The sequence below is a fragment of the Bacillus sp. PK6-026 genome, assembly GCF_054161455.1.
The window spans coordinates 445,816-469,037 of sequence record NZ_CP096418.1 but is presented as its reverse complement, the minus strand read 5'-3'; the positions used below and the strand labels follow the sequence as shown (position 1 = coordinate 469,037).

Sequence of the window (23,222 nt, the reverse complement as noted above, 5' to 3'; positions counted from 1 at the left end):
CCCCATCTTTAGTCCTCCTCAAAAATACATTTGTTCATTCCTGAAAGAAAAACCTTGATTCTTCTTGTAAAAAGCGCAATAATTAAGATTAAATTTATTTCGAAAATTTAAACTTTGGGAGATGTAACAAATGAAAGTCGTTAAATTTGGGGGCAGCTCGCTCGCTTCAGGGGCTCAGCTAGAGAAAGTATTTCAAATTGTCACTTCTGATCCGGAAAGGAAGGCCGTCGTTGTATCAGCACCCGGAAAACGGCACCCCGAGGATACGAAAGTAACGGACCTTTTAATCGAATGCGCCGAACAGTACTTATCATCAAAAAAAGCGCCCGATCTGGTTGAGGCGATTGTCGGACGGTATGCCGATATCGCGCTTGAGCTCGGACTTGACGATGTCGTGATCGACCGGATCCGGGCCGACCTGCTTCAGCTGCTCGAAGGTGATAAAACAAATCCGGAACGGTTTATCGATGCGGTCAAAGCAAGCGGCGAAGATAACAATGCCAAATTGGTAGCGGCTTACTTCAGGCACCAGGGAGTTGAAGCGCACTATGTCAGTCCAAAAGACGCCGGGCTGTTTGTGACGAGCGAGCCAGGCAACGCACAAGTCCTGCCCGAGTCGTATGACAATCTGTTTCAGCTGAGACAGCAAAAGGGCATCATCATCTTTCCCGGCTTCTTCGGTTTCAGCCGGGAAGGCGAAGTCATGACGTTTTCGCGGAGCGGCTCTGACATTACGGGTTCCATTTTAGCGAATGGATTGAAAGCCGAGTTGTATGAAAACTTCACTGACGTTGACGCCGTTTATTCTGTCAACCCGGCGATCGTATCCAACCCGAAAGAAATCCGCGAGCTGACATACCGGGAAATGAGGGAGCTGTCGTATGCAGGCTTTTCCGTCTTTCATGATGAAGCATTGATCCCTGCTTTCCGGGCGCGCATACCGGTTCAGATCAAAAATACAAACAATCCGGACGCGGAGGGGACAAGAGTTGTCACCACACGCGACAATACGAACGGACCTGTCGTCGGGATCGCCAGCGACAGCGGATTTTGCAGCATTTACATCAGCAAATATTTAATGAACCGCGAAATCGGCTTCGGACGCCGCGTTCTGCAAATCCTTGAAGATGACGGGCTGACGTATGAACACATTCCATCCGGTATTGATGATATTACGATCATTTTAAGGCAGGATCAAATGGATCAAGCAGCAGAAAAACGGATAATCAAACGGATCAAGGAAGAACTGGATGCCGATGAAGTGACGATTGAACACAATATTGCCCTGATTATGGTCGTCGGCGAAGCCATGCGCCATAACGTCGGAACGACGGCAAGAGCGTCAAAAGCATTGTCCGATGCGCGTGTCAACATCGAAATGATCAACCAGGGCTCCTCGGAAGTCAGCATGATGTTCGGCGTTAAGGAAGCTCAGGAAAAACAAGCGGTTCGCGCGTTATACCAGGAATTTTTCGCAAAAGTTCTCGTTTAAAAAAACCCCTTTTTTTATGGGGTTTTTTTGCTGTCAGAAAATATACCCTTCCCTAAAATTGCCTGCCTTAAATTCATTCACAAAACCGTTTTGAAAGCCGATATGTAAAGTAAATAAACTGATGGGAGAACACTTATGAATCTGTTGAAAAATATAAAAATCAGAAGCAAACTATTTGTCATCATTATCATTTCAGCGCTGGCTTTGTCGATTGTCGGCATCCAGGGGATAGGCGGGCTGAACAAGCTTTCCAAAGGTTCAGAGATCATCTATCAAGATCAATTGGTTCCCAACCAGTTGTTTGCAAATTTAAAAGCGAACAACCTTGATATTGATACGTACAAATTCGAGCTGATGGTGACGAAAGACAACGATCGAAATGAAACATTGCAAAAACACATTAAGGAAAAAAACGAAGAAAACAGCACCTTAATGGAAAAAATCGATCAGCTGAAATTAATGGACAACGTCTCTAAAAAATACGAAAATTTCAAAACCGAATACAAGAAATTGCAAGATATCAGCAGCGAGATGCTCAGCTTGGCGGTGAAGAACGAAAATGATAAAGCATATGACGTCTATCTAAAAAAGATGGAGCCTCAAAGAGAAACGGTCAACCAGCTCATTGAAGACATTCAAACCTTAAATGCTGATAACGCCAAAACAATCTATCAGCAGGATTCTAAAGAAGCCGGTTCAATCATCACGCTTCTCATCATTGTCATTGCTGCAGCGCTTGTTTTATCCATCTCGATCGGCCTCTTAATGACAAGGCTGATCACAAAGCCGATCAAAGACATTCAGGCGCTGTTCGCAGAAACCGAGCAAGGCGATTTTACTGTCAAAGGAACATATCAATCGAAAGATGAATTGGGATTGCTGACATCATCATTTAACAAAATGGTAGGAGGCGTCCGTTCGATCATTGAAACGGTCGGCGAAACGTCGCACCAAGTTGCTTCTTCATCACAAGAGCTGAGCGCCAGTGCGGATGAAAGCACAAAGGCGAGCGAATACATCTCAACAACGATCCAGGAGCTTGCAGTAGGCTCCGATCAGCAGGTGGAAAGCGTTGAAAACAGCAGAACCGTTATTATGGGAATGACCGAGTTTGCCGGAAGAATTTCTTCAAATGCCGAAAAAGCGGCCGCCACCGCTGACCAGACGGCGAAGATGTCGCTTGAAGGCACGAAAGCCATTGATAAAGTGAGCACTCAAATGAAGTCTATTAATGAAACGGTCGTCTCTCTCTCAGAAGCATTTAAACATTTAACAGAGCGTTCCAATGAGATCGGAAATATTACCGAAGTGATTACGAGCATCGCCGAACAAACAAACCTGCTTGCTTTAAACGCGGCCATTGAAGCAGCCCGGGCGGGAGAACAAGGAAAAGGCTTTGCCGTCGTCGCGGATGAAGTCAGGAAATTAGCCGAGCAATCGGCCCGCTCAGCAGAACAGATTACAAGATTGATTACGATCATTCAAAACGATACGAAGCAGACAATGAACTCGGTCATTTCGGCAACCGGCGAAGTCAAAGAAGGACTTGTCGTCGTTCATGAAGCGGGAGGCGCTTTCCAAAAAATCGAAAACTCGATTACGGAGGTCGTCACACAGATCAATGACGTGACAAACTTGGTGAAAAACCTGACAGCCGGCGCAAGCGAAATCGAAACCGCCATTTCCGGCGTCAAAGAAGTAGCCGAAACAGCAGCGGGAGGCACGCAAACGGTTAGTGCGGCAACTCAGGAGCAGCTTGCTTCAATGGAAGAAATCGCCGCCGCATCACAGATCCTCGCGCAAAACGCCGAAGAGCTGCAGCACCTGATCCAGAAATTCAAAATTAAAGATTAACAAAACCCGCCAGACGCTGTCTGGCGGGTTTCTATTCATCATCATCTCTCGCTGTCAGCGGCAGACGGATGATAAATTTTGTTCCTTTGTTTTTCTCACTTTCAATCTCTACCGTACCGTTGTGCAGGGCGACGAGCTGTCTGACGATCGACAGCCCCAGCCCGTATTCTCCGTAAGGGGTGTTCGTCCGTGATAAATCTGCTTTATAAAAACGATCCCAAATGTTTTCAATATCCTTTTCATCAATGCCGATTCCGGTATCCTCTATTTCGATCACCGTCTCCTTATAGTCTTCCCGGCCTCTCAGCCAAACGGTTCCGTTCGTTGTGAATTGAATACTGTTTTTCGTAATATTGACGAGTATCTGGATGAGCCGGTCGTAATCGGCATTGACCATCACATGATCCTCCACATCGAGGATCAGCTGATTCTGTTTCTCCTCAGCCTGAAGCGCCAGCTGCTCTTTAATGATTTCAAACACTTCGATCAGCGGATAATGCAGTTTTTGCAGTGTAATCTGATTGGAACGGATTTTTTCATAATCAAGGTTTTCGTTGACGAGGCGAATCAGCCTTTTTGTCTCCTCCGTAATCAGCTTCATACATTTATCCTGCTGATCTTCGGGTATCGTCTGGCTGTTCATCCCTTCCACTAAACCGCTGATCGTCGTCAGCGGCGTCTTCAGCTCATGTGAGACGTCAGTGATAAACTGCCTTCTTCGCTTTTCAAGCCGGTCGATTTCTTCACTTGAGCTTTTTAACTTGCGAGCCATAATGTTAAAATCGTCGCCCAAATCACCGATCTCATCCTTATTGCGGTTTTCGATATGGATGTCATAATCTCCGGCGGCGACTTTTTTCGTTGCATCGCGGAGCTTCTGAATGCGGGCGACATGGAATTTGGACGTCAGCCAGCTTAGAAGAATAGCGACTAAGATAACACCCGCCGCCGTAAAGAGCATAAAGCGGTTCATGTCGCTGATCATTTCCTCGGTCCCGCTGATCGGAGCGGTCAGCAGAATGCCTCCCTGAAATTCATTGTTGACGATGTTGGGCAGCGCCACAACCGATACTTCCTCATTAAAACGGTTAAAATCGGTTTTGACGACCACGGCCTTTCCATCTTTAAGCTCTTTCCATTCTTCATCACTGAGCAGCAGCTTTCGCGGCCGCAAATCGGCCGGCGTCATCAAGACCTCTTTCTTTTCATTAAAAAGAAAGAAGCTGATCTTCCTGCTTCGCAAAATTTCCTCAAACGGCTTCATAATGGCCGGCGCGCCTTTTGGCCGCATCTCCATTTCGCCCATGATTCGATAGCCGTATGAAGACAGCTCATCGACTTTGCTTTCGTATGCAAAGTCTTTGACAAAGTGGGAAAACAGCGCCCCGGTAATGAGAAAAGCCATGATTAATATAGTGATGTGACTGGCCAGCAGCTGATAGAGATACTTAATCTTCATCGAACTTGTACCCTACTCCCCATACGGTATAAAGAAACGGCCGCGAGTCGCTGCCAAGCTTTTTTCTCAGCCTTTTAATATGAACATCAACCGTCCGCTCGTCTCCGTAGAATTGATATCCCCAAACCTGCTCAAGCAGCTGCTCCCTTGAGAAAACCTGTTTTGGACTTTGCACCAGGTAATACAATAAATCGAACTCCTTAGGCGTCAAATTTTGAATTTGAACGCCGTCCAAAAACACTTCTCTCGTTTTTTTATTGATTTTAAAATGTTCCGTTTCAAGCGAGTCGCTGTCAGCGGAATCCTGCCGGCCGGCGCTTTGATACCTCCGGCTCACCGCTTTGATTCTCGCCACAAGCGCCAAAGGGCTGAACGGCTTTGTCACATAATCATCAGCTCCGAGCTCAAAACCGAGCACCTGGTCTGATTCCGTATCTTTTGCCGTCAGCATAATAATCGGAACCGTGCTCTCTTCCCTGACCTTTTTGCAGATCGTGACCCCGTCCATGGACGGCAGCATGATATCGATGATCAACAAATCCCAATCATCCGATTTAAAACGGTTATATCCTTCAAGTCCGTCATGGACGAACTCTGTTTCAAATCCTTCTTTTGCAAAAAACATTTCTGTCATTGTACATACGCTTAAATTATCCTCAATCATTAATATTTTCATCGTCAATATGCCTCCGCTAGACAAACGTTAGATTCATTTTACACAGGGCTCAGCCATTTCTCAATTCCATTATGAACATTTAAAGGACTGGCAACAGTTTGGTCATAATTTATTCATAAGTAGCGGCTAAGATGAAATCAAGCATAAGGCAAAAGTCCTGCTGCCGTTTGACTTCGCAGCCATAATAAATGAAATAGATACGGAGGAATCACGCGTTATGAATTTTTTCAAACGAGCCTTTTGGAGCATGAAAGCGAAAAAAGGAAAAACACTTTTACAATTGTTTGTTTTCACGATGATTTGCGTGCTCGTGCTGACAGGAATTACGATCCAGTCGGCGGCCGTGAAATCGAGCGAACTGGCAAGGGAGCAGCTTGGAGGCAGCGTCACGCTCAAAGTTGACAGGGAAAAAATGATGAAAGAACAGCAGGAATCAGGAGAACGGAAAAGGTTTGAATCGACCCCCGTTTCTGTTAAATCAGCCGAGAAGCTTGCGGGCCTTGACCATGTCAAAAGCTATAACTACATCTCCTCTACGTCTGCTTTAGCGGACAATTTCGATCCGATCGAAAGCGGTGACGAGGATTCTTCGGCCTCAAACAGCGAGCAGCCGGCCGGACCGGGCGGCAATGAACAGGGCGGCCGGCAAATGATGCAGGCTGACGTATCAATCGAAGGTGTGACAAGCACAGCCCTTGTCGACGAATTTTCCAACGGGACGTCCAAGATCACGGAAGGCCGTGCTTTAACAAAGGATGATGTGAATAAAAAAGTCGCCGTGATTGAAGAAACGCTTGCCGAAGAAAACGCTCTGAAAGTCGGCGATACGATCAAAGTCAAAGCGAGCAGCGATGAAGCTACAACGATCAATTTGAAAATCGTCGGAATCTATCAAACGACTTCATCCGGAGACAATCAAGCGCAAAACTTTGCCTTTTTAAACCCTTATAACAAAATCTACACACCATATACGGCGGCATCGGCCTTAAAAGGCGACGATTATAAAAACGCGATTGATGAAGCGGTCTACAATATGGACGACGCCTCCAACATCGACACTTTCATTGCGGCTGCCAAGAAAACAGGCATTGATTTGGATACATTCACATTGGATGCCAATGATCAGTTGTACCAGCAGATGGTCGGCCCGATTGAAAATGTCGCGTCCTTCTCGAAAAATGTCGTCTATCTCGTCACGATCGCCGGAGCGGTGATCCTCGGACTGATCGTCATGATGTCAATCAGGGAGAGAAAATACGAAATGGGCGTTCTGATGGCGATCGGTGAAAAACGCTGGAAACTCATCGGACAGTTTTTGACCGAAATCTTAATGATCGCAGTGCTTGCCATCGGCATCTCAGCATTAACCGGCAGCTTGATTGCCGGACAAATCGGGAACCAGCTCTTGAGCCAGCAAATCGAACAAACGTCAGCTGGCCAGTCTGCAGGCGGAATGATGGGCCTTGGCGGCGGAGGCTTCTTCGGACAAAGGACCGCCCAAGTCTCAGCCATTGATCAGCTTGACATTCAAGTATCCTTCGGGAACTTGATGGCACTCGGCGGCATCGGCCTTTTAATCGCGCTGTTCGCGACGCTCCTTCCGTCAATATCTGTTTTAAGGCTCCATCCGAAAACGATTTTAACAAAACAAGAATAGAAAGAAGTGAAGATCATGGGCACTATTTTAGAATTTCAGAATGTCGGCTATTGGTATAAAAATCAGGATCAGCCTCTTTTCGAAGAGATCAGCATTCAATTCAGCCAAGGGCTTTTGTATACGATTGTCGGGACTTCCGGCTCCGGCAAAACCACCTTTTTATCGCTGGCAGGCGGACTTGATGTACCAAAAGAGGGAGACATCCTGTATAAAGGAGAAAACATTTCAAAAATCGGGCTGACCAGCTTCCGCAATCAATATGTATCGATCGTCTTTCAGTCCTATAACCTGCTCCCGTATATGACGGCTCTCCAAAATATCACGTCAGCCATGGAAATTACCGGATCTCAGGTCAAAAACAAAGAACAATACGCTTTGGAGATGCTCGAAAAAGTCGGCATCGGCGAAAAGCAGGCCAGACAGAAAGTATTGACATTAAGCGGCGGGCAGCAGCAGCGTGTCTCCATCATCAGAGCGTTCTGCTGTGACACGGACTTAATCGTCGCCGATGAACCGACCGGCAACTTGGATGAAAATACATCAAAGGACATCGTCCGGCTCTTCCAAAACCTTGCCCACCAAGAAAACAAATGCGTCATCATGGTCACCCATGACGAACAGATCGCAAAGGTATCCGACGTCAACATCCGGCTTTCAAGAGGCGGCTTTACCGTCAAAAACCGCAGATCAGCAGGATAAGGGGAACGGCATGAGCCGTTCCCCTTCTTTTATGATGAAGCAAAAGCTTCTGCAGCCGCCGCCAAATAATACGATAGGCCGGTTTGCTGATTTTCAAGCATCCCGCGATGAAAATCATCTTCGATAAAAAAGCGTGTCTGCGTCTGAAAATCGCCGGGCGTGATCCCCAAAAACTTAAGGTGCCGTTTAATGGCAGTCTTTACTTGTTCATGGTCGTGTTTGACTCCATCTCTGAGCGCTTCGGCCATTCCATTCATAAAACGGGCTGCCTCTTCAGCTTTTTCATTCATTTCTTCCGCGATGACCGGTTCTCCTCTCAGCAAATCGACATCATACGCCTCCTTCAAATAGCGGTTCTGTTCAGCGAGTGCGTCCTCCCATTCCCTGCTGCTTGAAAACCCTTTAAACATGCTTGATTGATCCATTGCTTCTCCTTTCCCGGCCTGCTGAATCGAGAGATCGATCGTAGAAATAAGCTGTTTTATCCTGTCCAAACGGGCAGTAAAAAGACGTTTCTGCTCAGATAAAATCGTCAGTCGATCAGCTTCGCCGTCCAGTATTTGCTTAATTTCCTTGAGCGGAAATTCGAGCTCCCGATAAAACAAGATATGCTGCAGCCGTTCCAGCTCTTTTACCCCGTAAAGGCGGTAGCCGGCATCCGTCACCTCCGCGGGGCATAAAAGTCCGATTTTATGGTAGTGGTACAGCGTTTTGACCGTGATATTCGCCAAGCGAGCCACTTCTTTTACCGTATAGAGCATCAAACCTCACCTCGTCTGTCATGTTAAAGGGTGCCCTAAGGGCGGGGTCAATCCATTACACGGTCTTTTTTTTATTTTTTTTCATTTTCGCATAAGCGACCAGGCAAATAAAAGCAGGAAGGATCACCTGCATCGGCAAATGGACATATAAAGGAACAAACTCGATTCCTTCTTTTACATGCTCCGAAATATTGCTGGCAATGGAGACGGATAAAATCAAAATAATAATGCCGATGACATGAACAATTTTGGAGGGGTTTTTAAGCTTGAATAAGACGGTCACGCCTTCGGTTACGGCATACATGAAAATGCTCATCTTAAAAAAACCGCCAATTACCAACACGAGCATGAAAAATACATCAAGCCTGTCCAGAAATTCAGCGACTTGAATCGTCTGGATCGTACTCAGCAATGGGAAGCGCGACCTCATATTGAGGTCGACGCCAAGCACGCTGATGTTCAATGCCACATTAAAAGCCAGGATGATGCCGCTGATGGCGATTCCCAACAGCCCCGCTTTTTTTGCCTGTTTCTTTTCTTTTAAATACGGCAGGATCAATGTAAAGACGATAATTTCTCCAAACGGAAAATACAGCGTTTGCGTGAACACGGCATGGAACATCGGACCGGGTCCGTTTCCAAAAATAGGCAAAAGCTCTTTCGGTTTAATCAAGCCTGACGAAACAATTAAGATGAGGCCTATGACAGCGAGCCAAAACATGATGCCAAACAGCAGCTCGCCTGAACGGGCCAGGACTTCGATTCCTTTCCTCACGGTAAAAATACAAACTGCAATCAACAAACCATTCGCGAAGATAATCGGCGTGTTCGGATAAGCCGACGTCAGCAGCATTTCGCCAAAATCGCGCAAAACCCTTGCCGCAATATAACTATAATAAACAATGTAGATAAAAGACAGGCCCCAGCCAACCGGTTTTCCAAAAATACTCATCAGCGTTTCATAGGGAGAGGCGTCGGGATTCACCTGGTAGAAAAAGTGGTGCATCATAAACAAAGCCAGCCCTCCGACTGTTCCGAACAAGATCGCCATCCAGGCGTCCTGTTCGGCAGATTGTCCTGGAAAAATCAGCAGAGAGCTGCTGAGTTCAAACAGAACAATCAGCACGAACAACTGTGCAGCACTGATTTTTGCTTTCTCCATTTAAAGCCCTCCTCTCTCTTTCATTCAAGAACGCCCTTCGTGATGATTCAAAATGTTCGGGTTGTTCCTTAAACCTGTTCTCCGTACATATGCGTTAACCGTAATGTCGACATCTGTATCAGGAAAATACCGATTGCTCCATTCGCCCTCCATCTTTTCCCACACTTTTGGGTGGTTGCGATACACAACGTCACCGAATTGCAGAACATCCGTCTTGTTTCGCTTAACAACGTCAATGGTATTCTGCAATTCATTTTTCAGCTCCTTTGCCACCTTCCTTTCGATGTCGCTCAGCACTTTTGGATCATCCAGGTGAATCGGCACAGTGGTTTCGCCGATGTCCCCTTCCATGTCTACTTCAACCGAAATCGCCGGTTTGCCGTTTTTAAGATGTGATCTGATTTTTGTTTTTTGGCGGATGACATCAAATGTGACGGCGTCTTTTTCGTGATTCAATGTAGTTGTCAAATACGTTCTGCTGATTTTATTGCGCAGCCATAAAACGCCCCGCGCGGTTTTGCCTTCAAGCCAGTTGACGAGCTTGCCCTCTTTAATGACTGCCAGCCCGTCCGCTTCGACTATTGCCTCAGGAGATGTAGACTGCACGTTTTCCATCTTTTCACCCTTCTCCTTGTTTCCGGATACTTTAAAAGAAGTAATAATCGGGTGCTTTGCCTTCGATGTCAAGCACTTGATGACATCCTGCACGCTCGTCTTCATATGTTCTCCCAAATGCTCTTCAGTAAATTGCAGTGTTTTGTTTACTTTATTTGACGGGATCTTATCGATCGGCGTCAGCGTCCGGATGAATGTTTTCGCTTTTTGGCCGCGGGAAATAATAATCGTCGCCGTTGAACGAAAATCGGTGTCCCGGTCAAGAACATCAAGAATTTTAATCAAGCCTTCTTCCTTGGCGAGTTTTTCATCAACAACCACGAGGTTCGTGTGGGAGTAATAAATTTCCCTCGACATTTTCGCCGACGCGTGCCTGCTCATTTCCGTCAGATTATTGCCCGTCACAGAATAGCTTGAAACCGGCGGCCTGTCTCCTCCCTGTCCGCCTTGAAGGCCTCCTGTCACATTGATCGGATTGACGATCTGATAGCTTAATTCGTAATCTGTATTTTTACCTTTATCAATACCAATGGCAGTGATCAGCAGCAAATCTGTCAGTTCTCTTTTATCCCAGCATCCTTGAAGAAGAACAATGGCGGCCAGCAGGAGCACAATCTTAAGGCTTCGTTTCATTTGGATCACCATCTTCTTGTTTTGTCTTCATATCGCCTGATTCCGGCGGATTAGGTTTCTGGTATTCTCCTTGACGCACCTTATTGTCATTGCCGATCAGTTCAGGCCGCTTCTCATGTGTCCACCAAGGCAAACGAACGATGGAGTCGCCCCAGTTTTTCAGAATAAACGGCGCAAAAGGAGTCATATATGGAACACCGAACGAACGGAGGCTGCATAAATGGACAAACATAATGATCAGTCCAAGAATAATGCCGTAAAAACCCGTCGTCGCCGCGGCTAATATGAAGAAAAACCGAACCAGCCGGGCGGATATCGCCATGGCGAAGGAAGGTGTGGCAAAACTTGAAATCGCTGTGATCGCTACGACGATGACCATCGCCGGCGACACAATCCCCGCCTGAACAGCCGCCTGTCCAATGACGATGGCTCCCACAATCGAAACGGCAGAACCTATCGCTTTCGGAAGCCGGATGCCCGCCTCTCGCAAAATTTCAAACGAAATTTCCATGATCAGCGCTTCCACCACAGCCGGGAACGGCACGATTTCACGCTGCGCGGCAATTACGATCAAAAGCTCTGTCGGGATCATTTCCTGGTGAAACGTCGTCGCACCGACGTAGACGGCAGGTGCAATAAGCGAAATAAAAAAGATCAACACGCGTAAAAAGCGGATGAACGTCGCAATGTCAAAGCGTGAATAGTAATCCTCAACAGATTGAAAAAATTGAATAAAAACGGCAGGGACAAGCAGGACAAACGGTGTACCGTCAACAAAGATGGCGATTCTTCCTTCAAGCAGATTCCCTGCGACCATGTCCGGCCTTTCGGTATGATATATCGTTGGAAAGGTCGTAAACACAGCGTCTTCAATAAACTGTTCAATATACCCCGATTCAAGGATGCTGTCGATCTCAATGCCAGCCATCCTTTTTTTGACTTCTTTCACCGTTTTCGGGTCGCACACCCCGTTGATATACATGATCGCCACATCGGTTTTTGTGACGCTTCCCATCGTCATTTTTTCAACCCAAAGATTCGGGTTTTTAATGATTCGGCGCACCAAAGAAATATTCGTGTCGAGAGATTCGATAAATCCCTCACGTGAACCGCGGAATGCTTGCTGATTTTCAGGCTCCTTGATCGAACGCTTTTCCCCGCCTTTCGTGGTCGTAATAACCGCTGTTTCCGTTCCCTCGGCCAAAATGATCGTATCCCCTGCCATCAACGATTCAAGCATCTTGTCCAATCGCTTTTCTTTTTCGACACCGCCCAGCGCAACGGCATCACCTGCAATCGTCTCAAGAACATCCCGTCCGTACTCCTTTTTCGCTAATTCTTCAGAGCTCATGATCGATTCCAGCAAAAAGTCATGGATGGCTTTCTCATCTGTAATGCCGCCGACATAAACGACGGCCAATTCGATTTTCTCGTCAGCGCCCGTTTTTAATTTGCGGATGACGACATCTGCGCTGTTTCCGGTTATTTCTTTAATCACGCTCAGGTTTTCGGCAAGCAAGGGACGCACAAACCCGGATACTTTTATGGTTTCCGGGTTTTTATCTCCGCTCATAAGAGATTCTTGTTTGTTATCCTTTTGATGACGACCTTTAAAAAAGAATGGCATGGCTGTCAGAATCCCCTTTTCGTTTTTCATATTTTTCCTTGCAAAAGCACATTTATACTATTCCCGGGGGAATAGTGCTTTATGAAAAGAGAAAAAATAACGGGGAACGGAGAGTGGTGAAAAGTTGAAACTGATCGGAATCGGGCTTTTATTATTTGTTTCCTTAGAGACTTTTGCTGTCATGCTTGATGTATTTCAAGGCATGACCTTGCAAAGAGCCGTAATAAACTCCCTGACGTTTGCCATCTTAGAGGTAGGCGAGTGGATCATGATCCTTTTATTTTTGTTTATCATTTTTCTCGAAGCCTCGGCGAACTTCCGCAAGAAGAAAAAAAGGACATAAAAAGCTCCCTATCAAAAGGGAGCTTAAACTTCAATATTTCCATGAACCGTATCTGTCTCGTGGGAATGGATCATACCTTTTACAACCGCATTGCCGATGATCAGCGTTTGCCTGGACGTATTGGTTTGAATTGCCGTCACTCTTGCAGCGGTATTGCTGCGGAGCGTGTTGTCGAGGATCGCCGAGTTCGACGATTGGTCGAGATAAATGAGGATAGCCGGCAAGGACGGCCTGCCGAGCGTGATCGTATTGCCAATAATCTCGTGGGTTCCGCGGGTGAGATACAGCGTGACAATCAGCGGTGAATCTTCGATGTCGTTTCCGATAATTTTTGTATGCTCATTTGTCGAGCAGTATATTGGAAAGTTTCTGAAGCGGGTGAAGGTGTTTTTCCGAATGACTGCAGAAGCCGTATTTGTGACGGATACGGCATATGACTCCGGCACCGTTTGAAAGCCGGCCGGCGAAATAAAGTTTCCTTCTATCACAGCATTACCTTGCGATATCCAGATGCCTCTGGAGAATTGCTTGATGACGTTATCCTTTATTTGGACGTCATTGCCTGTGCTCCTGACCGCAAGTACGACATTTGCGATCTGATTGCCGGAAAACGTTACATTGTCTGATTGCGTGATGCTGAGAGCGGTGCCGGATCTTTGCTCAGGCACGTCGTTTTCGATATTATTCCCTTCAATGAAGATTTGCGACGCTTGATAAGCAAGAATTCCGGCATTTACAAAATCACGGATTTGATTTCCCGTGGCAAAAACGCTTTTTCCGCGGATATCGATGCCTGTCGTAAAACCCGAAATCAAATTCCCCTTTATAACGGCATCGCTTCTTGCTTCCAAAGCCCCTACACCGAGGCCGTTAATTCCGATGCTCTGTCCGGTGGATTCGGGGTTTTTCTTGATGATATTGTTTGCAATCGTCGTACTCGTCCCGTATCCGTATGAAATGGTACCGTCTGCGATATTGCCTTCGATGATGACAGAAGTGCCGTTGAAATTGGAAATGGCATTGTTGACATTGCCCTTTAACACGTTGTTTCGGATGATGACATTAACGGGTTCTTCATAGACGATGTTTCCTTCACTGTAGCCTTCTATATCAATCCCAAAACGGGGAGCCGTGCCGTTGCCTGTCCCCGCATCTGCAATTTCGCATCCTTCAACAAGAACATTGTCGCACCCTGTGATCGACAAATTATTTCTTCTGGAGCGCCTGATTTCACAATTGGTTACCTTAATACGCTTTGACGGCTTATAGCCGTCTCCTCCGTTGCTGATAATGATTCCGTCTCCTGTAAAATCGGCTATTCTCACATGTTCAATAACGACATTTGACGCCCCTTCGATACAAATTCCGAATCCCCATTCATGGGTCGGTCTCGGCGCCGTTGTATATGTGTGTTCATCCCTTTCCCCAATGATGCTGCCTCCGGATATTTTCACATTGGATGTTCCGCCTATATAAAAAGCAGCGTATCCCCATGAGCTGTTCGGTTTTACCTTGATGACGGTCTCCGCGTCCATCAAAATTTCAATATTGCCCGGAACATTGATGCCGGCTCCGCGAAACGGAGCACGCGGGTCGCTGTTTTTCGTCCCGTCAATCAGGTACGTGCCGTTCGGTATCCATACCGTGTTGTATCCCATCGACTTTGTCCACGCCAAACATTCGTTGATCGCATTTGTGGAGTCTGTTTTGCCGTCGCCGACAGCACCGAACTTTGTCGCGTCAACCACTGTCATTCTCATTTCCTCAGGTTGCTGCTGCACGCTGTTTTCAGCCTCCTTTTGTAAAACGGTTTCCGATATATATATGCCAATCTAGTAAAATCCGCTTGTACATAAGATAGGTAAAATTTTATTAAAAAATCTTTTCATCTAATTTTTTTTCCAAAAGTTTTTACTATCCGCTTGTAAAGCGCTTCACAACTTGTTGCATTAGCGATCAAAAATTCAAATCGATTGAAGGTGTATTGACACGAACATTATATAAGAATATGATTTTTATAATAGACATAGAAAGAGAAGGAGTATTGCGAATGTCAAACCATCAAAAAGAAACTTTTCAAAACATTCCGCAAAAGGGGTTTTTTGGACATCCCCGCGGACTCTTCACTTTATTCTTCACTGAATTTTGGGAGCGTTTTTCATACTACGGTATGAGAGCCATCCTTATCTACTATTTGTATACAGAGGTGACAAAAGGCGGCCTTGGGTTTGATCAAACCACAGCGAACTCGATTATGGCCGTATACGGTTCCCTCGTCTATATGTCCGGCATTATCGGAGGCTGGATAGCGGACAGGCTCCTCGGAACTGCAAACACCGTGTTTTACGGCGGCGTGCTCATTATGTTCGGACACATTCTTTTGTCATTCCCGGGAAGCGTCCCCGCGTTTTTCATCAGCATGTTCTTGATCATCATTGGGACAGGCCTTTTAAAACCAAACGTATCAAGCGTTGTCGGCGAGTTATACAGCCCTGAAGACACCCGCCGCGATTCAGGTTTCAGCATCTTTTATATGGGGATCAACCTTGGCGGATTTCTCGCGCCGATTATCGTCGGCACAGTCGGCCAGACATACAACTACCATCTCGGCTTCAGCCTTGCTGCCATCGGCATGCTGTTCGGGCTGCTGACCTATTTGGCGACACGGAAGAAAAACCTCGGACCTGCCGGAAGAACGGTACCGAATCCGCTGACACCCGCTGAAAGAAAAATGGTGTTCGGACGGATTGGAATTGGTGTTTTGGTGATCGCTGCCATCTTTGGCTATTCCGTCTTTATGGGCTGGATGACAATCGAGCTGTTTACGATGATTGTCAGCTGTCTCGGTATTTTGATCCCGCTGATTTATTTCATCGTTATGTTTAAAAGCTCCAAAACGACGAGTGATGAACGTTCCCGTCTCACAGCTTACATTCCGCTGTTTGTCGCATCGATGATGTTTTGGGCGATTCAGGAACAAGGCGCCAATATTTTAGCCACCTATGCAGATAAACGCACTCATTTAGAATTTTTAGGTGTCCAATTGCACTCATCTTGGTTCCAGTCGCTGAATCCGTTGTTCATCGTTGTGCTTGCACCGGTTTTCGCATGGATTTGGATGAGGCTCGGCAACCGTCAGCCGTCAACGCCGACGAAATTTTCACTCGGCTTGATTTTAGCCGGACTTTCATTTGTCGTCATGATTTTCCCTGCTTATATCAACGGCACTGAATCACTTGCCAATCCAATGTGGCTTGTGCTCAGCTTCCTGATCGTCGTTCTAGGGGAATTGTGCTTGTCTCCAGTCGGGCTATCCGCAACGTCAAAGCTGGCTCCTGCGGCATTCTCAGCGCAGACGATGAGCCTGTGGTTCCTGTCAAACGCTTCTGCACAGGCTATCAATGCACAGATCGTCAGATTTTACAGCGCTGATACAGAGATCGCCTACTTCGGAGTCATCGGCGGTGTATCCATCCTGCTCGGAATCATTTTGATGTTGCTGTCACCGAAAATTCAGAAATTTATGAAGGGTGTCAATTAAAAAGCAACAGGCGATACTCCTTTTCTGAAGGATTTGCTTCTTGTCCAGCGAATAACTGAATAACCAATCGGTGCAGGATGGGAGGATAAAATTTGGAGATCAAAAAGACAGCAAAGCCCGGATTTGCCGGTGTTGGCTTTTCACAAACCGTTTCATTCGAAGAAGCCCGGGCGAAAAAGCTCCACGGCGTCATTCAGCAGCTGAAAGACCGGCGCGGAGAAATAGTCGGTGTTCAAGAAGACAGCGGCATGTGGGCCATATCGGATCATCACGGCGAAGGGGAATTCACTTTTTATATATTAATGGAGACGGAGAACCTCCCTGAAACCCTTCCGGAAGGAATGATCAGCTATCAGGCGCCCGCTCTAACATATGCTCAGACAAGGCATCCGCAGCATGAGCGGCCTGAAGTGACTTATCAAAAAGTATATCAATGGATCAAAGATCAAGGTCTTCGTTTAAATTGTGACGCTTTTACACAATTGGAATTTTACCCGATGGATGGGGATTTAAACGAACTTGCGTTTGAGATATACATTCCGATTCATTGAGAGATAGCGATGTTAAAGGCAGCCCCCGGAAAAAATTCCGGGGGTTTTCTTTGGGTTTCGTACTCTAGAGTATCGGCGGTCTTTTTTAGCCATCACTTTTAACAAAAGTTTACATACCCTCAAATGATAATTTTCATTGGTTTGCTAGGATAAATGTTATGAAAAGGAGGTTAATATATGAACTTTTACAAAACGCTCGCTTTATCAACACTCGCAGCATCCTTATGGTCTCCCTCATGGAGCAGTCTCCCCCATAACGAAGCTGCGGCTCACAAAGAATTCACGGTGACTGCCGATGCAGAGACAGAGCCGGTGGATACCCCTGACGACGCGGCAGATGACCCGGCGATTTGGGTTCATCCGAAGCAGCCTGAAAAAAGCAGGCTCATCACCACAAACAAAAAGTCGGGCTTAATCGTCTATGATTTGAAGGGAAAACAGCTTGCGGCCTATCCGTTTGGCAAATTAAACAATGTCGACCTGCGCTACAATTTTCCGCTCGATGGCAAAAAAATTGATATTGCCGGGGCCTCAAACCGGTCAGACGGCAAAAACACGGTTGAAATTTACGCCTTTGACGGCGAAAAAAGCAAGCTGAAGAATATCGTCAATCCTCAAAAACCTATTCAAACCGATATCCAGGAGGTATATGGCTTCAGCCTGTATCACAGCCAGAAAACCGGCAAGTTCTACGCCATGGTGACCGGAAAGAACGGAGAATTCGAGCAATATGAACTGTTTGACAACGGAAAAGGACAAGTCGAGGGCAAAAAGGTCCGCTCATTCAAAATGAGCTCTCAAACAGAAGGGCTTGCGGCAGATGATGAATACGGCAAAATGTACATCGCCGAAGAAGACGTTGCGATTTGGTCTTTCAGCGCCGAGCCGGACGGCGGAGATAAAGGAAAAATCGTCGATCGTGCCGACGGACCGCATCTAACTTCTGATATTGAAGGGCTGACGATTTACTACGGAGAAGACGGAGAAGGGTATTTGATCGCGTCCAGTCAGGGCGATAACCGCTATGCCATCTATGACCGGCGCGGGAAAAACGACTACGTCACTGCTTTTTCAATTGAGGACGGCAAAGAAATCGACGGGACAAGCGATACCGATGGAATCGACGTCATCGGCTTCGGCCTCGGCAAAACATATCCATACGGCATCTTTGTCGCCCAAGACGGCGAAAATACGGAAAATGGACAACCGGCCAATCAGAACTTCAAAATTGTCTCCTGGGAAAAAATCGCCGACGCGCTGGACGACAAACCTGATATCGATGATCAGGTCGATCCCCGAAAACTGAAAAACCGAGCCAAATAAGGACGGATCCGCGGGTATTTCCCGCGGATTTTTCACATCCCTTCATGTTAAGATAACAATTAATGGAGGGATGGTATTGCGTCTAAATCTTTATGCTGTAGTGTTTATCATGTTGGCGGTTTTATCAAATGTGGTGCTTCTCTGCGTTTTCGATCAAGGTGTGTTGGCGTATACTTCAGCTGTCATCTTCCTGCTCGCTGCTGCATTTTGCACGAAGCGTCGGCCTGAAGAATGAGGATTCCTAGGCTTTGCGGCTTCTCCGCAAAATGCTCGTTCCGTATGGAACCAGTTTGAGAGCGCCTTTTTTCCGGGTTCCTTTTAAGACGTCCGTATATGTTTCTTCCGGAAGCGAGACCGTGCGGTTTTCCGCTGTAAAATTCATCACGAAAATATAATCGTGGCGGCCGTCTGTGCGGAGCTGGGCGGTGACACCTTTCGGAAGCTCTGTATCGAGCACTTTGGCAATCCCGCACTCTTCAATGAGCCTCGATATAAACGCCTCTTGGAACGCCGCCTCATTCCTTGAAGCGATATAGTAGGCCTTCCCGTCTCCGAACAAATTGACCGTCAGCGCGGGCCGGCCCGCGTAAAAATCTTCCCCGTACAGAGCGAGCGCTTCGGCTCCTTCTAAATGAATCAGGTCGCAAAGCTCGCTGGTTTCATAGCTCCCGCTTAACCCGAGCCGGTTATCTGCATCCATCACAATCGTATTTTTCTGTCCGTCATGAAGCGCATCGATCTCCTCAGACCAAATGCCGAGCGTTTTTCTTAAGCCTCCAGGAAACCCTCCCAAGAACACAAGATCATTCTCATTGACAATGCCCGACCAATAAGTGGCGACAAATGTACCCCCGTTTTGAACGAACTGTTCAATCCTTTCGGCGGTGCCTTCTTTCAGCATGTAGAGCATCGGGGCGACCAAAAGCTTATAGCGGGAGAAATCGGCCTCCATATGAATCACATCAACCGGTACACCTTCACGCCAAAACGGTTCATAAAACGATTTGGCTGTCCGTTCATAATGCATGCCGATATTGCGCGGACCTTGGGCGTCTTCCAAGGCCCAGCGATTCTCCCAGTCAAATATAATCGCGGCCTCGGGTTCGACTGTCGTTCCTGCGACATCCTCAAGTTTTTCGAGCTTTTCCCCAAGTTTTTTTACTTCCTGGAAAACGCGCGTATGCTCTGATCCCGCATGATCAACGACTGCCCCGTGAAACTTTTCGCTTGAGCCGCGGCTTTTCCGCCATTGAAAATACTGAACAGTGTCCGATCCGTGAGCGACTGCCTGTAATGATGACAATTCGTGCATACCGGGTCGCTTCAGCTTGCTGACGTCCTGCCAGTTCGTCATGCTCGGCGTACTTTCCATCAGCATGAACGGCCGACCTCCTTTAAGAGACCGATTGATATCATGAACAAAAGCAATATCGGCTCCAAGCCGGCTGTCTTCCTGCCGGCTGTTGTGCCATGCCGGATAAGAATCCCACGAGATGACATCAAGCAAGTCGGCGAACTTCCAATAATTCAATCCGGCGTATGTTCCCATAAAATTCGTCGTCACGGGCAGGTCGGGGTTAAAAGAACGGACATGGGCAATTTCATGCCGGCAAAAATCAACCGTCTGATCCGTGACAAAACGCTTCCAGTCCAAATTCAAACCGTGAACAGCATCCTCGCCGTGCGGAGCCGGCGACTCGATCTCGTCCCAATCTGTATAGGTGTGGCTCCAAAACGATGTCCACCATGCATGGTTAAGGCGGTCCAGCGTTTTATATTTCGCGAGCAGCCACTCTCTGAACTTATCTTGGCAAAGTTCACAATGACACTCTCCGCCGTATTCATTGGAGATATGCCAGCCGATGACAGCCGGGTGATGCGCATAGCGCTCCGCAAGCCTTCCGTTTATAATCGCCGTTTTCCTGCGGTAGACAGGCGACGTATAGCAATGATTGTGCCGCTTTCCGTGAAGGTTTCTGATCCGGTTGCGCTCCGTTCTCAGCACCTCGGGATACTTTTTGGACATCCAAGCCGGTCTGGCACCGCTCGGTGTAGCCAAGAACGCATAAATTCCGTTTTCCTTGAAAGTATCAAGAACCTGATCGAGCCAATCAAATGTAAACCTTCCTTCTTCAGGCTCGAGCGAAACCCAGGAGAAAATGCCGACAGACATCACATTGCAGCGGGACAGCTTCATCAGGCGGATATCTTCTTTTAAAACGTCCGGATATTTAAGCCATTGATCAGGGTTGTAATCGGCTCCATGCAATAGTCGGGGAACTTTCCGGCTGATCGGGGGATACGGTTTGACCATCGTAAAGTTTCATCCTCTCTTCCTCGTTTTCATATGACGCGGAGACAGACATTAAACGCTTACAAAAACAGGTTGTTAGATTATATACTCTGTTTTCTTCCCTCTTTCCTGCCTGGTGGATGAATTTTCCTGTGCGATTGAATTTATCTTTCTTTATTTGTAAAATATAATCTATCATTAACATTTTTAACTTTATTTCCATACACTTGACTAAATCAACTATTTTATTATAATTGATTAAAGCAACGATTTATAGAAAGAGAGGTTTTGAGATGACAGAAATCAATCATTCTATCACATTAAAATTCAGAAAGTTCAATCGATTCTACACAAATGTGCTCGGTTTTCTGAATGAACATATTTATGACAGCCCTTTTTCATTGACGGAAACCCGGATATTATTCGAAATTCACAATACGGCCGATTGTACAGCCAAGCTGATTCAAGATACGCTCGGCCTGGACCGGGGCTATGTCAGCCGGATCCTGAAGCGGTTCGAAAAGGAAAATATGGTCTATAAAAAGAGAAGCGAGGAGGACAGCCGCAACCACTATATCTATTTAACAAGCTTCGGCGAATCCATTTATAAGAAGCTGGAGGCAAAAGCCAATCAGCAAATCGAATACATGCTGAAGCATATCGACGGCCCCCATCAGGAAAAGCTGACGGAGGCGATGAATACAATTGAATCCATATTGTCGGAACACCTGCCGCCCGAAAAATCGGACGTTTCCATAAGAGATTACTATATATCGGACGATATCAAACTAATGATCGAAAAACAACGTGCGTTTTATGCGGAGACACACGGCTGGGACGATTCATTTTTGGATTACCTTCACGAAACATTTGATGCCGATATCGAAAACATTTGGATCGCAGAGAGCGCCGGAAGGTTTGCGGGATGCGTCGGGCTCGTCAAACATCCCGGCAAAACCGTACAGCTCAGATGGTTTCTGGTCGATGCCGCTTTTCGGCATCAGGGAGTCGGCACGCGCCTTTTGAAGCATCTCATCGATTATTGTAAAGACAATCAATTTGAGCGGATTTTTCTATGGACGGTAAGTACGATGGCTGAAGCGCGGCCTTTGTATGAAAAATTCGGATTCAGACTGACGGAAGTGAAAGACGAGACTTTATTATGGGGACAGCGGCTCCGGGAAGAACGCTGGGATGCCGAGTTAGGCTGACGAAATGGAGGATCTATGAAACGGAAAATACACTACGCCTGGATTATCGTTTTTGTGACGTTTTTGACGCTTTTGGCCGTTCAAGGAGTGCGCCTTTCTTTCGGGGCCTTTATTCAGCCTTGGGAAGAGGAATTTTCAATGGACAGGGGCACGATTTCGCTTATTTCCATGCTGAGCTTCATTGTCTACGGTGTATCCCAGCCGGTAATCGGCAGGCTTGTCGACCGGTTCGGACCGCGGATCATTTTATCTCTCAGCACGCTTCTGGTCGGCTTGAGCATCTTTTTTACATATCTCGTGACTTCTCCGTGGCAACTGTTTATTTTGTACGGCATCATCGTTTCTCTCGGCGTCGGCGGTGCGTCGAATGTCGCATCGACCGTGATCGTGACCAACTGGTTCAATGAGAAGCGGGGGCTTGCATTCGGCATTATGGAAGCGGGATTCGGCGCGGGGCAGATGCTGCTTGTCCCTGGATCGCTCATGTTGATCCACTGGTTTAACTGGCAAGTGACCGTCATCGTTCTCGGATTGTTTTTAGCTGTTATCGTATTTCCGATCGTCATCTTGTTATTGCGGAATCATCCTTCGGAAAAAAATGTACAGCCGATCGGCGGCACTCAGGGCGGCGAGATAAAAGAAGAGCCGGACGCCCAGCCTAAAAAGATTCCATACAAAGCCGTTTTTCTCAAAAGAACGTTTTGGTTCCTCGTCTTGCCGTTTTTCATTTGCGGATTTACAACGACGGGGTTAATGGATACCCATCTTATCCCTTTTTCGCATGACCACGGGTTTTCGACCGAAGTAACAAGCGCCGCTGTCAGCCTGCTGGCCGGGTTTAACATCATCGGTATTTTGATTTCCGGCGTCGTCGCTGACCGCTGGAGCAGCCGAAAAATTTTGTGCTTTTTATATGCCGTAAGGGCGCTGTCGCTTGTCATTTTGTTGTCGAGCCACAACTCGGTCCTCCTGCTTTGCTTCGCGGTTTTGTTCGGTTTGGTCGACTTTGCGACCGTCGCCCCGACGCAAATGCTCGCAACCCAGTATTTCAGGCAGTACTCCGTCGGGTTCATTCTCGGCTGGCTGTTCCTCAGCCACCAGCTCGGTTCGGCGCTCGGCGCTTATTTGCCCGGCGTCTGGTACAGCCAAACAGGCAACTATAACCTGTCTTTCTACCTTTCAATCGTTATTTTGGCGGCAGCAAGCATTTTGAATATCCTGCTGCCGGAACCTAAAAAAATAAACCCCACACTGAATCAGGAAGGACGTTCAGTCCAGCAATAATGAAAAAACCTGTTTTTGATGTTCAAAAACAGGTTTTTCTT

At 46.9% G+C, this 23,222-nt stretch carries 19 protein-coding genes and 1 pseudogene; 12 read left to right on the top strand and 8 right to left on the bottom strand.

What is annotated here, in order from left to right; translation table 11 throughout:
• Window positions 1-130: 130 nt before the first annotated feature.
• From M1D59_RS02355 to M1D59_RS02345, 3 genes and pseudogenes are all read left to right on the top strand, one after another.
• A complete protein-coding gene (locus tag M1D59_RS02355; RefSeq protein WP_026580545.1) occupies window positions 131-1,492 on the top strand; it encodes an aspartate kinase in 1,362 nt (453 codons plus the stop codon).
• 135 nt (window positions 1,493-1,627) lie between these two features.
• Window positions 1,628-2,392, top strand: a pseudogene (locus M1D59_RS02350) (MCP four helix bundle domain-containing protein); the annotation flags it as partial.
• A complete protein-coding gene (locus M1D59_RS02345; protein WP_373367326.1) occupies window positions 2,393-3,346 on the top strand; it encodes a methyl-accepting chemotaxis protein in 954 nt (317 codons plus the stop codon).
• A 31-nt stretch (window positions 3,347-3,377) separates the two neighbouring features.
• Here M1D59_RS02345 and M1D59_RS02340 read toward each other — a convergent pair whose 3' ends face one another.
• Window positions 3,378-4,805: a sensor histidine kinase gene (locus tag M1D59_RS02340; RefSeq protein WP_039073204.1), complete on the bottom strand. Its 1,428-nt coding sequence runs from the start codon at window positions 4,803-4,805 to the stop codon at window positions 3,378-3,380.
• Window positions 4,795-5,481 (bottom strand): response regulator transcription factor, encoded by a 687-nt coding sequence (locus M1D59_RS02335; RefSeq protein ID WP_026580542.1) that lies wholly within the window; start codon window positions 5,479-5,481, stop codon window positions 4,795-4,797. Before M1D59_RS02335 ends, M1D59_RS02340 begins: the two co-directional genes overlap by 11 nt.
• A 217-nt stretch (window positions 5,482-5,698) precedes the next feature.
• Between M1D59_RS02335 and M1D59_RS02330 the strand changes: the two genes are divergently transcribed.
• Window positions 5,699-7,138: an ABC transporter permease gene (locus tag M1D59_RS02330; RefSeq protein ID WP_283931562.1), complete on the top strand. Its 1,440-nt coding sequence runs from the start codon at window positions 5,699-5,701 to the stop codon at window positions 7,136-7,138.
• A 15-nt stretch (window positions 7,139-7,153) separates the two neighbouring features.
• Window positions 7,154-7,837, top strand: coding sequence for an ABC transporter ATP-binding protein (locus tag M1D59_RS02325; RefSeq protein WP_026580540.1), 684 nt, complete (start codon window positions 7,154-7,156; stop codon window positions 7,835-7,837).
• 29 nt (window positions 7,838-7,866) lie between these two features.
• Here M1D59_RS02325 and M1D59_RS02320 read toward each other — a convergent pair whose 3' ends face one another.
• Genes M1D59_RS02320 through M1D59_RS02305 form a run of 4 tightly spaced genes read right to left on the bottom strand, consistent with a single transcriptional unit; the run spans window position 7,867 to window position 12,635 of the window.
• Complete coding sequence (locus M1D59_RS02320; RefSeq protein ID WP_026580539.1) at window positions 7,867-8,598, bottom strand: MerR family transcriptional regulator; 732 nt, start codon at window positions 8,596-8,598, stop codon at window positions 7,867-7,869.
• Between the two features lie 55 nt (window positions 8,599-8,653).
• A complete protein-coding gene (locus M1D59_RS02315; protein ID WP_268460754.1) occupies window positions 8,654-9,760 on the bottom strand; it encodes a GerAB/ArcD/ProY family transporter in 1,107 nt (368 codons plus the stop codon).
• Between the two features lie 24 nt (window positions 9,761-9,784).
• Window positions 9,785-11,008, bottom strand: a complete 1,224-nt coding sequence (locus tag M1D59_RS02310) for a Ger(x)C family spore germination protein (protein ID WP_026580537.1) — start codon at window positions 11,006-11,008, stop codon at window positions 9,785-9,787.
• Window positions 10,992-12,635: a spore germination protein gene (locus tag M1D59_RS02305; RefSeq protein WP_026580536.1), complete on the bottom strand. Its 1,644-nt coding sequence runs from the start codon at window positions 12,633-12,635 to the stop codon at window positions 10,992-10,994. Before M1D59_RS02305 ends, M1D59_RS02310 begins: the two co-directional genes overlap by 17 nt.
• 124 nt (window positions 12,636-12,759) lie before the next feature.
• On the opposite strand from M1D59_RS02305, the gene M1D59_RS02300 reads away from it, so the two are divergent.
• Window positions 12,760-12,978, top strand: coding sequence for a hypothetical protein (locus M1D59_RS02300; RefSeq protein WP_026580535.1), 219 nt, complete (start codon window positions 12,760-12,762; stop codon window positions 12,976-12,978).
• A gap of 23 nt (window positions 12,979-13,001) precedes the next feature.
• Here the strand turns inward: M1D59_RS02300 and M1D59_RS02295 are convergent, their stop codons facing one another.
• A complete protein-coding gene (locus tag M1D59_RS02295) occupies window positions 13,002-14,738 on the bottom strand; it encodes a right-handed parallel beta-helix repeat-containing protein (protein ID WP_458118035.1) in 1,737 nt (578 codons plus the stop codon).
• 290 nt (window positions 14,739-15,028) lie between these two features.
• On the opposite strand from M1D59_RS02295, the gene M1D59_RS02290 reads away from it, so the two are divergent.
• The 4 genes from M1D59_RS02290 to M1D59_RS02275 all read left to right on the top strand — a co-directional run bounded on the left by M1D59_RS02290 (window position 15,029) and on the right by M1D59_RS02275 (window position 18,628).
• Window positions 15,029-16,519: a peptide MFS transporter gene (locus tag M1D59_RS02290; RefSeq protein WP_020450157.1), complete on the top strand. Its 1,491-nt coding sequence runs from the start codon at window positions 15,029-15,031 to the stop codon at window positions 16,517-16,519.
• A 92-nt stretch (window positions 16,520-16,611) separates the two neighbouring features.
• Window positions 16,612-17,070 (top strand): GyrI-like domain-containing protein, encoded by a 459-nt coding sequence (locus tag M1D59_RS02285; protein ID WP_026580533.1) that lies wholly within the window; start codon window positions 16,612-16,614, stop codon window positions 17,068-17,070.
• Between the two features lie 177 nt (window positions 17,071-17,247).
• A complete protein-coding gene (locus tag M1D59_RS02280) occupies window positions 17,248-18,393 on the top strand; it encodes a phytase (protein ID WP_020450155.1) in 1,146 nt (381 codons plus the stop codon).
• Between the two features lie 76 nt (window positions 18,394-18,469).
• Entirely contained in the window at window positions 18,470-18,628 is a 159-nt protein-coding gene (locus tag M1D59_RS02275) for a hypothetical protein (protein WP_165389270.1), read from the top strand.
• A gap of 6 nt (window positions 18,629-18,634) precedes the next feature.
• Here M1D59_RS02275 and M1D59_RS02270 read toward each other — a convergent pair whose 3' ends face one another.
• Window positions 18,635-20,707, bottom strand: coding sequence for a beta-galactosidase (locus M1D59_RS02270; RefSeq protein WP_020450153.1), 2,073 nt, complete (start codon window positions 20,705-20,707; stop codon window positions 18,635-18,637).
• A 272-nt stretch (window positions 20,708-20,979) separates the two neighbouring features.
• On the opposite strand from M1D59_RS02270, the gene M1D59_RS02265 reads away from it, so the two are divergent.
• Together M1D59_RS02265 and M1D59_RS02260 are read left to right on the top strand one after the other, a co-directional pair.
• Window positions 20,980-21,897, top strand: a complete 918-nt coding sequence (locus M1D59_RS02265; protein ID WP_020450152.1) for a bifunctional helix-turn-helix transcriptional regulator/GNAT family N-acetyltransferase — start codon at window positions 20,980-20,982, stop codon at window positions 21,895-21,897.
• Window positions 21,898-21,912: 15 nt separating this feature from the next.
• A complete protein-coding gene (locus M1D59_RS02260; protein ID WP_026580532.1) occupies window positions 21,913-23,181 on the top strand; it encodes an MFS transporter in 1,269 nt (422 codons plus the stop codon).
• The last annotated feature ends 41 nt before the right edge of the window (window positions 23,182-23,222 follow it).